This window comes from Microbacterium timonense (assembly GCF_900292075.1).
In the GTDB taxonomy this organism is placed as follows: domain Bacteria; phylum Actinomycetota; class Actinomycetes; order Actinomycetales; family Microbacteriaceae; genus Microbacterium; species Microbacterium timonense.
In genome coordinates this window covers 947,715-964,072 of the sequence record NZ_OLMV01000001.1, presented here as the reverse complement: position 1 = coordinate 964,072, position 16,358 = coordinate 947,715, and the positions used below count along the sequence as shown (strand labels likewise).

Below are 16,358 nucleotides of genomic sequence, written 5' to 3'. Positions count from 1 at the left end.
AGTATCCTGGAGGCGAGGAAAGAAGGTGGCCATGGCGCAACTCGTCTATGGAGCGGAGGGTGAGCCGATTCAGATTCCCGAAGAGCTCCTCGCGCACCTCAAGGTCGTCCTGACGGCCAAGCTGCGCCGGAATGAGAGCTTCCTGATGACATGGCGGCATGCGGACGACTCGGGGCGCTCGGCGGTATGGCTGCAGCCCGCCATCCCGCTGTTCTTCACCTTCGACGATCCGGAAGCACCCGCTCTCGACCACGCGCTGCTGACGCGGCTGGCCGCGGCCGCCAACTCGAACGGCGGTCTGGTGCTCGATCTGCGCGAGGGCGTGCCGCAGCAGCTGCGAGTTCGGCACGCCGTCGGTGCCGGCGGCGTTCCGCCCCAGCAGGCGCAGCCCGCCGCGTGAGCGCGGAGGGCAGAAACGAGCGGCCGATAGCACGCTCCCGCTGACCCCGCAACGCGGTGCCGCGGGAAGGCTCGATCACCGAGGCTGGGTCCATGGTGTTCATCGGATTCCATGCCTCCCACGAGCAACTGCCTCCGTCCCGCCTCCTGCGCGCGGTGCAGGGTGCGGAACGGGCCGGCTTCGACGGTGCGATGTGCTCGGATCACTTCGCCCCCTGGGGTCTGCGCCAGGGCGAGTCCGGTCACGCATTCAGCTGGCTGGGTGCCGCGCTGGCGACGACGTCGTTCTCACTCGGAGTGGTCACGGCGCCCGGTCAGCGGTATCACCCGGCCATCGCGGCGCAGATTCTGGCCACGCTCGCCGAGATGTTCCCGGAGCGGTTCTGGGCGGCCCTCGGGAGCGGCGAAGCGCTCAACGAGCACGTGACGGGAGATCCCTGGCCGCCGAAGGAGCAGCGGGAGCAGCGGCTGGTCGAGGTCGTCGACATCGTGCGGCGGCTGCATGCCGGGGACCGTGTCGATCACGACGGCCTCGTGCGCGTTCATGACGCACGGATCTGGTCTCGTCCTGCTCACCCGCCGGCGCTGCGGGCGGCGGCCGTCTCCGAACGCACCGCGGCGTGGGCCGCCGGCTGGGCGGACGGACTCATCACCGTCGGCCATGACCCCGCGACGATCGAGCGGACCCTGGCGGCCTACCGTGATGCCGGCGGTCGCGGCCCGTGCGCGGTCCAGGTGCACGTGAGCCTGGCCGACACCGACGCCGAGGCGGTGCGGATCGCCCGGGACCAGTGGCGCCACTGCACCGTGCCACCGGAGCTGATGTGGGACCTCATGCAGCCGGAGGACTTCGACCGGCTCTCCCAGCCCGACGATCGGGCGGGGCTGGAGCGCGGCGTGCTGATCTCGGCGGATGACGGCGAGACCGTCGAGCGGCTGGGGGCCCTGGTCGCCGCCGGCGCCGACGAGCTCTTCCTGCACGAGGTCGGACCCGACCAGGATGCCTTCTTGCGGCGCGCCGCCAACGGGCTGCTCGAGCGCGTCCGGCAGACCGACTCGGCGACGAGTCGGTGAGGTAGGCATCCGGCGTCGGGGCTGTCAAGCCCCTCGGTGCTGCCGCGGGTGCGCGTCATGCTTGCGGAGACGGCCGCAGCAGAGAGGCTCCCGATGACCCACGACAGACCGCGCGACGATGCCGGTGGAGACGGGCCCGCGGACCGTCATGAATGAGACGGAGGGCATCATGCCGCGCACCGACATCCACCAGCTGGTCCTGCTCCCCCTGGCCGACCGCTGCTGGCGGCTGTGCGACCAGGGAGTCGCGCGCACGGAGGCCACGAGTGTGGTGGCCTACGTGGAATTGCTCGACGACGGCACATACGAGGCGGTGTGGGTCTCTGTCGGGTTGGGGTCAGCCCGTTTCACCACGCTGGAGGGTCTGTTCCGCGCCGCCGTCCAGATGCTCGAGCAATGCCGCAGTCTGGGCGCGCTCAAGCCCGCGCCGATCCCGCACCGTCCTCCGGCCCACGCCTGACCCGGTGTCGCCGGTCGGTGGCAGTATGGGCGCATGCCTGAGTCGCCGGAGGTGGACGCCCTGGCCGGGTTCCTCGCGGAACGCGCGACCGGTCGGGTGATCCGGCACGCCGACGTGTTGGAGTTCCGCACGATCAAGACGCGCGGTGCACCGCCCGAGACCATCGTGGGCCGCACCGTCGCCGGCGCGAGGCGCCACGGCAAGCACATCGAGCTCGTCCTCGACGACGGCAGCCTCGTCGTCTCCCTCGGTCGTCATGGCTGGATGCGGTGGTTCGATGCCGCGCAGAGCCCGGCCGCACCCGATGCGCCGCCGGCACTGGCGGAGTTCGGACTGTCGGATGACAGCAGGCTGGAAGCGACGGATGCCGGTACATGGGTGTCGCTGGGACTGTTCGTGGTGGCAGACCCGTTCGACGTCCCCGCCGTGGCCAAGCTCGGCCCGGATCCGGCCGATCCGTCCTTCAGCCGGAGCGATTTCGACGCGGCATTGGGTGGGCGGCGCAAGCAGGTGAAGGCGATCCTGCAGGAACAAGAGTCGATCGCCGGCATCGGAAACGCCTACTCCGACGAAATCCTTCATCTCGCACGGGTGTCGCCGGTGGTCCACGCGGCCCGGTTGGCCGCCGACGAGACAGACCGACTGTTCTCCGCGACCGTGTCGACGGTGCGTGATGCCGTTGCGGCGCGCCGTGGCGTGCCGATCGATGAGCTGAAGGCTCAGAAGGTCGCGGCGATGCGCGTGCATGGCCGCACCGGCGAACCGTGCCCCGTCTGCGGCGACACCATCCGCGACCTGACCTTCTCGGGTACGTCGGCGCAGTACTGCCCGACGTGCCAGAACGGGGGAGTGCCGCTGTGACCGACCCGCTGCCGCGCCGCCCGTACCCCGCCACGCGTGGGTAGCATGGTCGACATGACGACTTCCCCTCAGCCCGCTCCGGTGACGCTCGCGCCGGTCCCCGACGAGAAGAACCTCCTCACTGTCGTGTCGTCCGGCGACTCCTGCTGCGGCGGCAGCTGCAGCATCGGCTGAACGAATCCACGAGCGATCGCATCTGCGCCGGCGATGACCGACGAGCAGCTGCACATCACTCCGCGGCTGGGGCGCGTCCTCATGTCGGAGGAGGCGATCTACGGCCTGATCCTGGTGTCGGGGATGATCGTCGTCAGCGGCACGGCGCACGGCTCTTCCCTCGACGCGTTCATCACGGTCACCGTGACAGTGCTCGTCTTCTTCGCCGCGCACCTGTTCGCGGGCACGCTGGGTCGGCTCGCGGCCACGGACGGTCACGCCGGCCTTCGAGCCAGCCTCAGGGCATCTGCTCGGCAGTCCAGCGGCATGCTGCTCGCCTCGGTCCCGCCGCTGGGCATCCTGCTGCTGGGCACGACCGCGGTCATCGAGGACAGCACCGCACTGTGGTCGGCGCTCATCGCCGACACGGTGCTGCTGGGCGCGCTCGGCTGGATCGCCGTCGCCCGCTGGAGCACACACTGGGTGCCGCGGCTTCTCAGCGCTGTGGTCACCGCCGCCTTCGGTGGCGTTCTCATCCTGCTGAAGGCGATCATCCACCACTGACGGCGCGTGCTCGCGCGCGCAGAGTCGCGGTGATCCCAGGGCTGAGGCCCGGTATGTCATCGACGGGCACCGCCAGGGCCTGCAGGGCTCTGCTGAAGAAGTTCCGGGCGGCCGCCGCAAGGGTGATGTCGACGATCTGGCGATCGGTGTAGCCGGCGTCGCGCAGACGCTGCGTGTCGGCGTCCGTCATCGTCGCGGCGGCGGTCGACAGCGTCGCTGCGTACGCCATGGCGGCCAGCCCGGCGTCGTCGAGTCCGGCATCGGCCGGGTCGGTGATGATCTGCGCCAGCTGATCCTCGTCGAACAGGCCGGCTCGCAGCGACTTGCGGCCGTGCGCGAGCAGGCAGTGCTCGGATCCGATCGCCCGCGCAGCGGCCAGCGTCACGAGCTCATAGGTCCGCAGGCCGATCGACGGCGTGACAGCGGTGAGGAGCGCTTCGAAGGCCTCGTACGCCGCGGGGTTCACCGCCATGGCACGCGTGATCGCGTACACGAAGCCGTCTTCGCGGATGTCGTCGTCGTACATCTGGGCCACGAGGCCCTCTGCATCGCCGGTGTCGGGAGTGCTGATGATCATGGTGCGGCCTTCCTGCGAATCCTGGCGCACCCCACAATGACGGATGCCCCACCCCCTGTCGAGGGGTGAGGCATCCGTCTGATACGACGGGGGGACCGCCCGCCGGTCAGTGGCCGACCGGCGCGCCCATGGGCTGGTCCGCGGGCTTGCGGATGAGGAAGGCGCCCACCAGCAGCGGCAGCGACAGGATCGCGGCGGTGAGGAAGGCGGCGTGCGTGCCGGCCGCGCCTGCAGCGAGCTCACCTGCGCCGGATTCGGTGGCCGCGGACGTGGCGGCCGCCATGACGCCGAACATCAGCGCGATGCCTGCGGCGCCGGCGACCTGCTGCGCGGTGCCCACGACGGCGGAACCGTACGAGTAGAACTTCGGCTGGAGCGAGGCGAGCGACGCCGTGAACAGCGGCGTGAACGACAGGGCGAGGCCGAAGGACAGCACGGTCTGGACGACAGCGACCAGCCAGACGGGCGTGCCGACACCGAAGGTCGCGTACACCCACAGCATGGCGCTCGTGATGACCGCGCCCGGAACCAGCAGCACGGTCGTGCCCCAGCGGTCGTAGATGCGGCCGATGACCGGACCGGCCAAGCCCATCGCCAAGGCACCGGGCAGCACGACCAGACCGGTGGTGAGCGGGTCGACCCCCAGCACGTCCTGCAGGTAGAGCGGAACCACGGTGATCGCGCCGAAGAACGCCATCGACATGATCACCATCTGTCCCATCGACAGCGAGAAGTTCGCGCTGCGGAAGACGCGCAGATCAAGCAGGGCGTCGTCCTTGCGCTGCAGCACGACCTGGCGCCAGCCGAACAGACCCAGCGCGACCGCGCCGACCGCCAGCGCCACGACGAGCATCGTGGAGGACGCGGCGCTCGCGGCCGCGGCATCCGCTCCGCTCCCGTGGCCACCGGCGCCCAGCTGGCTGAGGCCGAACACCAGGCCGCCGAAGCCGAAGGCCGAGAGGATCACCGAGAGCACGTCGATCGGCGCACGCGTGGTCTCACCGAGGTTGTGGATCCACCGCGCCCCGACGACGAGCGCCACCACGGCGATCGGCAGGACGATGCCGAAGATCCATCGCCACTCGAAGTTGTTGAGGATCGCGCCCGCCAGGGTCGGCCCGATCGCCGGGGCCAGCGACATCACGATGCTGACGCGGCCCATCATGCGGCCGCGGATCGCCGGAGGCACCACCGTCATCAGCGTGGTCATCAGCAGCGGCATCATGATGGCGGTTCCCGAGGCCTGCACGACGCGGGCGACGAGCAGCACCGGGAAGCCCGGGGCCAGGAACGCGATGAGCGTGCCGGTCGAGAACAGCCCCATCGCAGCGACGAACATCGTGCGGGTGGTGAACCGCCGCAGAAGGAAGCCGGTGATCGGGATGATGACAGCCATCGTCAGCATGAACGCGGTCGTCAGCCACTGGGCCGACAGCGCGGTGATGCCGAGATCGGTGATGAGGTGCGGGATCGCGACACCCATCGTCGTCTCGTTGAGGATGGCGACGAACGCGGCGGCCAGGAGCAGCCACACGACGCGGCTCTCTTCGGGGCGCAGTCGTGGGGCGTCGCTGTGCGCGGCGCCGGGCGAAGCGGCGGGGATGCTTCCGGTGCCCGGGGTTGTTTCGATGGCGGCCATGGGTCGTCTCCTCGAGGCTCGGATGGACGGCGAGGTGCCATCCGAGGGATGGCAAGCCTCCAACTTAACCACAGGTTCCGACATCCCATTCCCCATCGAAGGAACGGATGTCGACGATCGCGGGACCGCGGGGGATCAGTGGTGCGACGGGGCGGGTCCGTCGTCCCACTTCTCCGAGCCGATCGCGTCGGTCGGCTCGGGCTCCGGCTCGCGGTCCTCGACGATCTTGGGCAGCGGGTTGACGACCTCCTCGTGGGGGATGGCCTTGAGCGCGTCGATCTCCTCGCGAAGCTCTGCCAGGTCGCTGCCGTCGTGTTCGGGGCGGTCGCCAGTCGTCGTCATGCGTCGAGCCTAGCGTCGGCGGTGCTGATTAGGCTGGCCAGATGAGCATGCGGGGCGGTGGCGGCGGGGGAGGGCATCCCGGATTCCGGCCCGTCGACACCGAGGCGCAGCGCCGGGCCAATGCCGACGCGCCGCAGATCCCTCATCTGGGGCGGCGCGTCGTCACGCTGTTCCGCCCCTACGCATGGCCCATCGCGATCACGGTGGTGCTCGTGGTCGCCGGCGCCGGCATCGCCGTCATCCCGCCCCTGCTCGTGGAGCGGGTGTTCGACGACGCGCTGTTCCCGCCGGGTGCGGCTGGTCCCGACCTGAGCCTGCTGTCGACACTCGTGCTGGCGATGATCGGGCTGTTCCTGCTGTCGGCGATCGTCGGCGTGGTCCAGACGTGGTTCACCTCCACGGTGGGCAACCGGGTCACCGGAGACCTGCGCACGAAGCTCTTCGACCACCTCCAGTCGATGGAGCTGGGCTTCTTCACCCGCACCAAGACCGGCGTCATCCAGTCGCGGCTGCAGAACGACGTCGGCGGGGTGTCCGGTGTCCTGACGAACACCGTGACGAGCATCCTCGGCAACACCGTGACAGTCGTCGCATCGCTCGTGGCGATGATCCTCATCGACTGGCGGCTCACGATCATCGCCGTGGTGCTGATGCCCTTCCTGGTGCTCGTGCAGCGGCGGGTGGGTCAGGTGCGCGCGCGCATCGCCGGCCAGACGCAGGAGTCGCTGTCGGAGCTGACCGCGATCACCCAGGAGACGCTGAGCGTCTCGGGGATCCTGCTGTCGAAGTCCTTCAACCGGCAGCGCACCGAGTCGTCGCGCTACGCCGACGAGAACCGCAATCAGGTACGCCTGCAGGTGCGGCGCGCGATGAGCGGCCAGGGGTTCTTCGCGGTGGTCCAGGTGATCATGGCGAGCGTCCCCGCGGTCATCTACCTCGTCTCGGGCTATCTCATCGGCGGCGGCACCGATGCCATCACCGCAGGGACGATCGTCGCGTTCACCACCGTGCAGGCGCGGCTGCTCATGCCGCTGATGGGACTCATGCGGGTCTCCCTCGACCTGCAGACCTCCTCCGCACTGTTCGCGCGCATCTTCGAGTACCTCGACCTGGTGCCCGCGATCCGCGACTCCGCCGATGCGCTCGAGGTCTCCGCTGCGCCGGGGCCGCTGGGGCGCATCGAGTTCCGCGACGTCGTCTTCCGCTATCCGGACTCGGCTCCGGATGCCCGCGCCACGCTGCGCGGCGTGTCGTTCGCCGCGGAGCCCGGCCAGCACGTCGCGTTCGTCGGCCCCTCCGGTGCGGGGAAGACGACGATCCTGTACCTCACGCCCCGGCTGTACGAGGCGTCCGAGGGCACCGTGCTGTTCGCCGGGGAGGACGTGCGGCGGCTGCGCCACGAGTCCATCATCGACAACGTCGGCATCGTCTCGCAGGAGACCTACCTGTTCCACGCCACGATCCGCGAGAACCTGCGATACGCCAAGCCGGAAGCGACGGATGCCGAGATCGAGGCGGCGTGTCGCGCGGCCAACATCCACCACGTGATCGACGGTTTCGAGGACGGCTACGACACCGTCGTCGGCGAGCGGGGTTACCGCTTGTCCGGCGGTGAGAAGCAGCGCATCGCCATCGCGCGCGTGCTGCTGAAGGACCCGCCGGTGCTGCTCCTGGACGAGGCGACCTCGGCGCTGGACACCGTGTCCGAACGTGTGGTGCAAGAGGCGCTGGACGCTGCAGCCCGGGGCCGCACCACGCTCACCATCGCGCACCGGCTCTCCACGGTCATCTCGGCCGACGTGATCCACGTCGTCGAGGCGGGCCGGATCGTCGAGTCCGGCACGCACTCCTCGCTCCTGGCGTCGGGGGGTCTCTACGCCGAGCTCGCCGCGCAGCAGCTGGCCACCACCCGCATCCTCGAGGCCGAGGCGGAGGCCGACGACGCGGAGCCGCCCGCGGACCATCCCGACCGGCGCGCCGACAGCGCTCCCGACACGCCCGCGGCGTCCGCCGAACAGGTGCTGGCCGCCGGCCGTCCCCACGCCGGCGACTCGGGCGCCGCCCGCGACTGAGCTGCGGCGATCACCACAGCCGCGCCGCGGCGACCGCCGTCGCCACCGGCTGGGGCAGCACCAGCCCGTCCGCGCGGTCCCACAGGGTCCTGGTGAAGGAGCCGAGCTCTCGCCGGTAGGCGTCCTCGGGGTGGTCCCGCGCGATGTCGACGAGCGGGGGGAGGTCCATCGACAGGATGAGGCGCACGCGGGCCGCCGCGGCCCGCGTCTGGCCCGCGGCATCCAGCACCGAAAGCCCGCCCGTCAGCGCCTCCAGGTAGTCCCGCAGCACCGGCAGCTCTCCCTTGTGCTGCGTGATCGACGAGCCGTCCGCGCGCTCACGCCATTCGACGACGACGTCGGGGATGACGTCGAAGGCCCGGGCGCGGGTGTACATCTGCTGGGCGACGATCTGGTCCTCATAGGCCTTGCCTTCGGGGAAGCGCAGACCGCCGCGGCGCCAGAGATCGGTGCGGCTCACCTTCGACCACGCCACGATGTTGCCGGACGCGTCGGGGTGCTGCGCGAGCGTGGTGCCCACGCGCGCCGGCTGGGTGGCCGCGGCGACCCAGGGCTGGACGCTCCCGGCCTCGTACCCGCCCGCGGTGTCGGGGCGAAGCCTCACGTACGCACCCAGTGCGAAGTCGCTGCCGCTGTCGGAGACCGTCCCGACCAGGCGTTCCAGCGCCCGCGGAGTGAGGCGGTCGTCGGCGTCGAGGAACCCCACGAACGGCGTGCGCACGAGGTCGAGCGCGGTGTTGCGCGCCGCTCCCAGTCCGCGCCGGTCGGAGTGGTGGACGACCTGGAAGCGGTCGTCGTCGGCGGCTGCGGCGTCGAACAGCGCTCCGGTGCGGTCGGTCGACGCGTCGTCGACGAGCACAGCGACCCAGTCGGTGCGGGTCTGCGCGCGCAGCGAGTCGAGTGCCTCGGCAGCATACGCGGCCACGTCGTAGCCCGGCACGATCACGGTCACGGCGGCGGTCACCCGTCCGATCCTATGGGCGCCGCTCACCCTCCGGCGTCGGCCACCGCCGACACCGACGCGGCCACCGCGTCGGCCACGGCATCCAACGGCGCGTTGAGCCACCGGGGGAACGTGAAGCGCACGGCCGTCTGCGCGACCTCGGGGGCGATTCCCATCGCCACCAGCACATGCGACGGCTCGTCGCTGCCCGCGGCGCACGCCGAGCCACTCGAGGACACCACGCCCCGCCGCTCGAGCTCGAGCAGGACCGCCTCACCGCTCGTCCCGGCGAACGTGAAGCTCGCGGTGCCGGGCAGCCGGTGTACGGGGTCGCCGGTCAGCCTCGCGCTCGGGACCCGCTCCCGCACCCGCGCGATGAACCGGTCGCGGATGGCCGACACGCGAGCGGATGCCTCGACCCGTTCGCTCTCGGCCAGCTCCAGCGCCGTCGCGAAGCCGACCGCGCCGGCGACGTCCTCGGTGCCGCTGCGGCGTCCGCGCTCCTGCCCGCCGCCGTGCAGCAGCGGCTCCAGGGGGATCCGTCCCCGCACCGCGAGCACGCCGGTTCCCTTCGGCGCGCCGAGCTTGTGGCCGGCGAGCGAGATGGCGTCGTAGCCGAGCTCCTCGGCCGACAGCGGGAGCCACCCGGCCGCCTGCACAGCATCCACGTGCAGCGGCACGTGACGCTCGCGCAGCGCCGAAGCCAGGGCCGCGACATCCTGACTCGTCCCCACCTCGTTGTTGGCGTAGCCGATCGTCACGAGCGCCGTGTCTTCGCGCAGGGCGTCGGTCACGGCATCCACCGCGACCCGCGCATCCGCATCGACGGGCACGAGCGTGGCGCTGAAGCCGTGCACGCGCTCCAGGTACGCGACCGACTCGAGCACCGCCTCGTGCTCGACCGGGGTCGTCACCACGTGCGCGCGCCGGTCAGCCCGCCGCTGCGCCGCCGCGATGGCGATGCCCTTGATCGCGAGGTTGTCCGCCTCGGTGCCGCCCGACGTGAAGACGATGTCGCCGGCGCGCATCCCGAGCACGCGCGCGACCCGGGCCCGCGCGTCGGCGAGCGCGTCGGCGGCCGCCTCGCCCACGGTGTGATGGCTCGACGGGTTGCCGTACCAGCGGGTGAGGTACGGCATCATCGCGTCGAGCACTTCGGGGCGCACCGGCGTGGTGGCGGCGTTGTCGAGGTACAGCATGGTCATCGTGACGTCTCAGGGCGCGTCGATGCGCACGTCAAGTCCGAGGTCCAGCGCACGGGCCGAATGGGTGAGAGCGCCGACCGAGATGACGTCGACGCCGGTCTCGGCGATCGCGCGGACCGTGTCCAGCGACACACCGCCCGATGCCTCGACCGTCGCACGCCCGGCGACCTGGGCGACGCCTTCGCGCAGCTGCTCGAGCGTGAAGTTGTCGAGCATGATCGTGCCGACGCCGGCGGCGAGGACGGGCTCGATCTGGTCGAGCCGGTCGACCTCGACCTCGATGTGCGTCGTGTGGGGGAGGAGGTCCTTGGCGGCCTGCAGGGCGGCGGTCGGTGAGACGCCCTTGTGAGCCAGCACGGCGAGGTGGTTGTCCTTGGCCATCACCGCGTCCGAGAGCGAATGCCGGTGGTTGCGCCCGCCGCCGTCGCGCACCGCCTTGCGCTCGAACGCGCGCAGCCCCGGAGTGGTCTTGCGGGTGTCGGCGATGCGGGCGCCGGTGTGGGCGACCTCGGCGACATAGGCGCCGGTGAGCGTCGCGATGCCCGACATGCGCTGCACGAAGTTGAGCCCGACCCGCTCGGCGGTGAGCACCCCGCGCGCGGCGCCGGTGACGACGGCGAGCACCGAACCCGGTTCGAACCACTCGCCGTCTTCCACGACGAGCTCGACCTCGATGGCCGGGTCGGTGAGCCGGAAGGCCGCCGCGAACACGTCCCCGCCCGAGAAGACACCGCGCTCGCGGGCGACGAGGTCGGCGCGGGCGACCACGTTCTCGGGGATGAGCGCCTGGCTCGTGAGGTCGCCCCACGGGGCATCCTCCTCGAGGGCCGCGGCGACCACGCGGTCGATGTGGGCGCGACTCAGCATGCCAGCGCCTCCTTCCGGGTGCGGCGGGCGGTGCCCGAACTCCTCAAGGTCGGTGCCGTCGCGGGTGTCAGGTCGGCCGCAGCGGCGTCGATCGCGGATCCTTGAGGAGTTTCGGCCGCGGCGTCGCTGCGGAAGTGGGCGCCGACCGACTCGGTGCGGGCGCGAGCGGCAGCCACCAGGCAGGCCGCCACCAGCAGCAGGTTCTCGTCCTCGAGGTCGTGTTCCGTGGCCGGGATGCGGGGCTGCGCACGCCAGGCGGCGATGACGGATGCCGCGTACCCGAGGCCTGCCTCGTCCCGCACGAGCCCGGCGTGCTCCCACATGAGCTGCTGCAGCGCGGCGCGCGAGAACGCGGGCTCGTGCTCGAGGGCACGACGGTGTCGTTCCGGGCGCGGCGAGGACGCGACAGCGGCCGCATCCGCCGCGGGGGAGCCGGCCGGGACGACGGGCCAGGATCCGGATGCCGCGTCCTGGGCGATCACATCCCCGGCACGTGCCCCGAAGACGGCCCCCTCCAGCAGCGAGTTGGACGCGAGACGGTTCGCGCCGTGGACGCCGGTGCGCGCGACCTCGCCCACCGCGTACAGGCCGGGGAGCGTTGTGCGCCCGGACAGATCGGTGACGACGCCGCCCATGAGGTAATGCGCGGCCGGTGTGACCGGGACCGGCTCGCGGGCCCAGTCCAGCCCACGCTCGCGGACGGCACGATCGATCGTCGGGAACCGGTGTGCGAGGAAGGACTCGCGTTCCTCTGCGTCGTCGGAGTGGACGCGCGTGGCGTCGAGGAAGACGGGGCGCCCGTCCTGCGCGTCCATCTGCCGTGCAATGGCGCGCGCCACGACGTCGCGGGGCGCAAGCTCGCCGTCGGGGTGCGCGTCGAACGCGAACCGGCGACCGCTCTCATCCACGAGGGTCGCGCCTTCGCCGCGCACGGCCTCCGACACCAGGAAGGAGTCCCCGACCGCGAGAACGGTCGGATGGAACTGGAAGAACTCGAGGTCCGCGACGGCTGCACCGGCACGGATCGCCGCGGCGATCCCATCACCGGTGGCGACCGCCGGATTGGTCGAGTGGGCGAACAGCTCGCCCGCGCCGCCGGTGGCGAGGACGACGGCGTCGGCGGCGATCACGGCGCGCGTCCCGGCGCTCGCCGGTGAACCGGCATCCGACTCGCCGGCGGTGCGCTCGCCGATCAGCAGTTCGACGCCCGTGACCCGGCCCGCCGCTGCGGGGGCGGTGGAGGCGGATGCCGCTTGCACCAGGCCGACGAGGAACGCGTGCTCGATGACCTCGACGTCGCTGGCGCGCAGGCGCGCGACCAGCGCGCGCTCGATCGCCGTGCCGGTCGCGTCACCGCCGGCGTGGAGGATGCGGGGATACGAATGGGCGGCCTCGAGCCCCTTGACGAAGCCGCCGCCGGAATCCCGGTCGAACGCCACCCCGAGCGCGATGAGCTCGCGGATCCGGGCCGGGCCCTCGTCGACGAGCACCCGCACGGCAGCGGGGTCGCCGAGTCCGGCGCCGGCGACGAGAGTGTCGCGGACGTGGTCCTCCGGGCGATCGTCGTCGAACATCACGCCTGCGATCCCGCCCTGCGCGTACCGGGTGTTGGCGTGCTCGAGAACATCCTTGGTCACCAGGGTGACGCGGCAGCCGCCCGCGACGGCGTGCAGGGCGGTGAGAAGCCCCGCGATCCCCGAGCCCACCACCACGGCGTGGAAGCCGGCGGGCTCGACCCTCGCGACGCCGGCGGGGACTTTGTCCTGCCCGGAGGTCATGACGCGTTCTCCCAGTCCGCGACCGGCGCCGCGGGTGGCTTGGCGGCCAGCATGCGCTCCAGTGCGACCCGCGCGGGCTCGGCCACGTCGGCCGGCACGGTGATGCGGTTGCGCACCTCGCCGTCGACAAGGCCCTCGAGCACCCACGCCAGATAGCCGGGGTGGATGCGGTACATCGTCGAGCACGGGCACACCACGGGATCCAGGCAGAAGATGGTGTGCTGCGGGTGCTCGGCTGCCAGGCGCTGCACGAGGTTCACCTCGGTGCCGATGGCGAACGTGGTCGGCTCGGTGGCCGCCTCGATCGCCTTGCGGATGTAGTCGGTGGAGCCGGCCTCATCGGCGGCATCGACGACCTCCATCGGGCACTCGGGGTGCACGATGACCCGCACGCCCGGGTGCTCTGCGCGCGCCTGCTCGATCTGATCGACCGAGAAGCGCCGGTGCACCGAGCAGAAGCCGTGCCAGAGGATGACGCGCGCGTCTTCCAGCGCGTCGACGGATGCGCCGCCCAGTGGTCGTCGCGGATTCCACATCGGCATCTGCTCCAGCGGCACGCCCATCGCCTTGGCGGTGTTGCGGCCGAGGTGCTGGTCGGGGAAGAACAGCACCCGGCGCCCTCGCTGGAACGCCCACTCCAGCACGGTGCGGGCGTTCGACGATGTGCAGACGATCCCGCCGTGACGTCCGACGAAGCCCTTGATGGCGGCGGAGGAGTTCATGTAGGTCACGGGGATGACGGGCACCAGGCCCTCGGCATCCTCCGCGTCCATGTCGCCGTAGATCTCGGACAGCTGCTCCCAGCACTCCTCGACCTGATCGATGTCGGCCATGTCGGCCATCGAGCAGCCGGCCGCGAGGTTCGGAAGGATCACCGCCTGCTCGGGTCGCGACAGCAGGTCGGCGGTCTCTGCCATGAAGTGCACGCCGCAGAACACGATCGCCTCGGCATCCGGGTGCTCCAGCGCCGCGTTCGCCAGCTGGAAGGAATCACCCACGTAATCGGCGTGGGTTACGACCTCCTCCCGCTGGTAGAAGTGGCCGAGCACCACGACGCGCTCGCCGAGGGCGGCCTTGGCGGCGCGGATCCGCCCGGCCAGCTCGTCCTCGGACGCCTCGCGGTACTCGCGCGGCAGTTCTCCCTGGCGGGGCGCCCCGGTCGGGATGACGTCGCCCATCGACGAGCCGGGGCCGTAGCCGGGGCGGATGTCGAAGTCCCAGGGACCGGCGGCGAGGTCGGTGTTGCACGTCTGCCCGGTGGTGGCGCCGGACACGATCGCCTGGATGGCGTGATCCACCGACGCGTCGAGCTGGGGGCGGGGCTGGAGGGTGATGTTGACGGCGGACATGGTGTGCGCTTTCGTTCGGGTGGATCAGTCTCGACCGCCGAGCGGGCCGCGGTCGGCCAGCTCGACGTCCTTGTTGTACCGGTACAGTCGCGCGGGTCGGTGGCTGCCGGTGCGGAATCGGTCGGTGGGGATGAGGGTGCCGGAGTTCTCCACCTGTCGGCGGAAGTTGGCGGGGTCCAGGCGCCTGCCGAGGATGGCCTCGTACACCTCGCGCAGATCGGCGAGCGTGAACTCGTCCGCCAGGAGCCCGTGAGCGATGCGCGAGTAGCCGACCTTGTTGCGCAGACGCCACAGTGCGTAGTCGACGATCTCGTTGTGATCGAAGGCGAGGCGCGGCAGGTCGGCCGCGTCGAACCAGCGAACGTTCTCGACCGTCTCGTCGGGGATCTCGTCGGCTCGCAGCAGTGCCCAGTACACGATCGAGACGACGCGGGTGGGGGAGCGGTCGACGGCCCCGAAGGCGTACAGCTGCTCGAGATAGCTCGGTGCGAGCCCTGTCGTCTCGGCGAGGGTGCGGGATGCCGCGGCCTCCAGGTCCTCGGTGATGTCCAGCCAGCCGCCGGGGAGCGCCCATTGGCCTTCGTGAGGGTCCCGGGTGCGACGCACCAGCGGGATGACGACCTGCATGACGTCGCCGGCGGGCACCCGGCGCAGCGTGAAGATGACGGTCGACACCGCGACGCGCGTCGCATCGGCTGACGGGTGCGCCGCTCTCTGCGCGGGCGCTGTTCTGGTCATCATGACAATAACTCCGGTTCCGATCATAGTGTCATCGTGACCAGAAGCCAAACGCGTGTCGTCACGGACACATCGAGGTGGTCTCCCAGGCTGGGTGCATAGCCTGTCCGAACGAATCCGCGACCGGGGGAGGAAATCGCATGGTCGTCGTCGACGTGCTGATCGTCCTGCTTCTCGTGGCCGCGCTCGTAGCCGGCGTGCGGCGCGGCTTCTTCGCGAGCATCGGGAGCCTCGCGGGCCTTGCGGCGGGCGCCTTCGCCGCGTTCTGGCTCACGCCGCTGGTGAGCGCGTGGGTGCCCTCGCCGCCCTGGCGCGGCCCTGTCGTGCTGATCACCGCGCTGGGCCTGGTGGTCGGCGGGGCGGCGGTGGGTGCGGCGATCGGCGGGCTGCTGCGCTCCGGCGCCGACCGGCTCAAGCTGCGCGGTGTCGAACGGTTCCTGGGAGGCATCGCGTCGGTGGTGGCCGCCATCCTCGCGCTCGCCCTTGTGGCCCCGACCATCATCGGCGCCGGGATCCCCGTGGTGTCGTCGGCCGTGGCGTCTTCCGCCCTGCTGCGCGGGATCGAATCAGCCACCCCCGATCCCGTGGCCGCGGCGCTCGCGCAGCTGCGCGGCGCCGTGCTGGACGACGGCCTGCCGGGCCTGGGGGTGCTGCTGGGTCCGGGGACGGCCGATCCCGCGCCGCCGGTGGCCTTGGACGATCCCGACCTGGAGCGCGCCGCGGCATCCGTCGCCCGCGTCTCGGGCAACGCGTACGCCTGCGGGCGGGGATCGTCGGGAACCGGCTTCGTCATCGCTGAGGATCGCGTCGTCACCAACGCCCATGTGGTCGCCGGGGTGGACACGCCGATCGTCGAACTGCCGGGTGTCACCGCCCGCGAGGGACGGGTGGTGTACTTCGACCCCGTCGACGACCTCGCCGTGATCGCGGTCGACGACCTGGGCGCCGCGGTGCTGCCCTTCTCGCCCACGCTGGCGGCCGGAGACGCCGCCGTTGTGCAGGGATACCCGTATGGCGGCCCGTTCACGATGGTCAGCGCCGGTGTGCAGTCGGTCGGCACCGCCACCGTGCCCGACGTGTACGACCGCTCATGGAATCCTCGAGAGATCTACGCGCTGCAGGCGACCGTGCGGCCCGGCAACTCCGGTGGGCCCTTGCTGACGGCCGACGGTGCGGTCGCCGGGGTGGTGTTCGCGCGCGCCGAGAACGATGAGGACCTCGGCTATGCGATGACCATGGCAGAGCTGACGCCCGTCGCCGCGCGGGCGCCGTCGCTGCGCGACACGGTCTCGTCGGGCTCGTGCGTCGACTGAGCGGCCGCGACCGCTATGCTGGCT

At 71.2% G+C, this 16,358-nt stretch carries 16 protein-coding genes; 7 read left to right on the top strand and 9 right to left on the bottom strand.

The genetic code is table 11. From position 1 onward, the window contains the following. Nucleotides 1-31 precede the first annotated feature (31 nt). From C9992_RS04610 to C9992_RS04590, 5 genes are all read left to right on the top strand, one after another. Complete coding sequence (locus C9992_RS04610; RefSeq protein ID WP_235007983.1) at nucleotides 32-400, top strand: DUF7882 family protein; 369 nt, start codon at nucleotides 32-34, stop codon at nucleotides 398-400. 92 nt (nucleotides 401-492) lie between these two features. Next, entirely contained in the window at nucleotides 493-1,473 is a 981-nt protein-coding gene (locus C9992_RS04605) for a TIGR03885 family FMN-dependent LLM class oxidoreductase (RefSeq protein WP_106814348.1), read from the top strand. 169 nt (nucleotides 1,474-1,642) lie between these two features. Further along, nucleotides 1,643-1,933: a hypothetical protein gene (locus C9992_RS04600; RefSeq protein WP_106814644.1), complete on the top strand. Its 291-nt coding sequence runs from the start codon at nucleotides 1,643-1,645 to the stop codon at nucleotides 1,931-1,933. 33 nt (nucleotides 1,934-1,966) lie between these two features. Then, nucleotides 1,967-2,794 carry a DNA-formamidopyrimidine glycosylase family protein gene (locus C9992_RS04595; RefSeq protein ID WP_106814347.1) on the top strand — a complete coding sequence of 276 codons (828 nt, stop codon included), beginning with the start codon at nucleotides 1,967-1,969 and terminating at the stop codon, nucleotides 2,792-2,794. A gap of 207 nt (nucleotides 2,795-3,001) precedes the next feature. Next, nucleotides 3,002-3,511, top strand: a complete 510-nt coding sequence (locus C9992_RS04590) for a hypothetical protein (protein WP_106814346.1) — start codon at nucleotides 3,002-3,004, stop codon at nucleotides 3,509-3,511. Here C9992_RS04590 and C9992_RS04585 read toward each other — a convergent pair. The 3 genes from C9992_RS04585 to C9992_RS04575 form a co-directional block, all read right to left on the bottom strand. After that, nucleotides 3,498-4,088, bottom strand: a complete 591-nt coding sequence (locus C9992_RS04585; protein WP_106814345.1) for a carboxymuconolactone decarboxylase family protein — start codon at nucleotides 4,086-4,088, stop codon at nucleotides 3,498-3,500. The two genes, C9992_RS04590 and C9992_RS04585, sit on opposite strands and share 14 nt — an antisense overlap. A 106-nt stretch (nucleotides 4,089-4,194) precedes the next feature. After that, nucleotides 4,195-5,727, bottom strand: a complete 1,533-nt coding sequence (locus C9992_RS04580) for an MDR family MFS transporter (protein ID WP_106814344.1) — start codon at nucleotides 5,725-5,727, stop codon at nucleotides 4,195-4,197. A gap of 135 nt (nucleotides 5,728-5,862) precedes the next feature. Next, the gene (locus C9992_RS04575) at nucleotides 5,863-6,069 is read right to left on the bottom strand and encodes a hypothetical protein (RefSeq protein WP_106814343.1); all 207 of its coding nucleotides are present in this window, start codon (nucleotides 6,067-6,069) and stop codon (nucleotides 5,863-5,865) included. A 47-nt stretch (nucleotides 6,070-6,116) separates the two neighbouring features. Between C9992_RS04575 and C9992_RS04570 the strand changes: the two genes are divergently transcribed. Beyond that, nucleotides 6,117-8,141 carry an ABC transporter ATP-binding protein gene (locus tag C9992_RS04570; RefSeq protein ID WP_106814643.1) on the top strand — a complete coding sequence of 675 codons (2,025 nt, stop codon included), beginning with the start codon at nucleotides 6,117-6,119 and terminating at the stop codon, nucleotides 8,139-8,141. 10 nt (nucleotides 8,142-8,151) lie between these two features. Here C9992_RS04570 and C9992_RS04565 read toward each other — a convergent pair whose 3' ends face one another. From C9992_RS04565 to C9992_RS04540, 6 genes are read right to left on the bottom strand one after another with little or no spacing between them, the layout of a single operon-like run. Beyond that, on the bottom strand, nucleotides 8,152-9,105 hold the full coding sequence (locus C9992_RS04565; RefSeq protein ID WP_106814342.1) for a glycosyltransferase family 2 protein: 954 nt from the start codon (nucleotides 9,103-9,105) through the stop codon (nucleotides 8,152-8,154). Between the two features lie 23 nt (nucleotides 9,106-9,128). Then, nucleotides 9,129-10,283 carry a cysteine desulfurase family protein gene (locus C9992_RS04560; RefSeq protein WP_106814642.1) on the bottom strand — a complete coding sequence of 385 codons (1,155 nt, stop codon included), beginning with the start codon at nucleotides 10,281-10,283 and terminating at the stop codon, nucleotides 9,129-9,131. A 15-nt stretch (nucleotides 10,284-10,298) separates the two neighbouring features. Beyond that, nucleotides 10,299-11,156 carry a carboxylating nicotinate-nucleotide diphosphorylase gene (gene nadC, locus C9992_RS04555; RefSeq protein WP_106814341.1) on the bottom strand — a complete coding sequence of 286 codons (858 nt, stop codon included), beginning with the start codon at nucleotides 11,154-11,156 and terminating at the stop codon, nucleotides 10,299-10,301. After that, nucleotides 11,150-12,934 (bottom strand): L-aspartate oxidase, encoded by a 1,785-nt coding sequence (nadB, locus tag C9992_RS04550; protein ID WP_106814340.1) that lies wholly within the window; start codon nucleotides 12,932-12,934, stop codon nucleotides 11,150-11,152. The genes nadC and nadB overlap by 7 nt, the downstream gene beginning before the upstream one ends. Further along, on the bottom strand, nucleotides 12,931-14,283 hold the full coding sequence (gene nadA / locus C9992_RS04545) for a quinolinate synthase NadA (RefSeq protein WP_106814339.1): 1,353 nt from the start codon (nucleotides 14,281-14,283) through the stop codon (nucleotides 12,931-12,933). The genes nadB and nadA overlap by 4 nt, the downstream gene beginning before the upstream one ends. Nucleotides 14,284-14,307: 24 nt before the next feature. After that, nucleotides 14,308-15,021: an NUDIX hydrolase gene (locus tag C9992_RS04540; RefSeq protein WP_106814641.1), complete on the bottom strand. Its 714-nt coding sequence runs from the start codon at nucleotides 15,019-15,021 to the stop codon at nucleotides 14,308-14,310. A 140-nt stretch (nucleotides 15,022-15,161) separates the two neighbouring features. Between C9992_RS04540 and C9992_RS04535 the strand changes: the two genes are divergently transcribed. After that, complete coding sequence (locus C9992_RS04535; protein WP_106814338.1) at nucleotides 15,162-16,334, top strand: MarP family serine protease; 1,173 nt, start codon at nucleotides 15,162-15,164, stop codon at nucleotides 16,332-16,334. Nucleotides 16,335-16,358 lie beyond the last annotated feature (24 nt).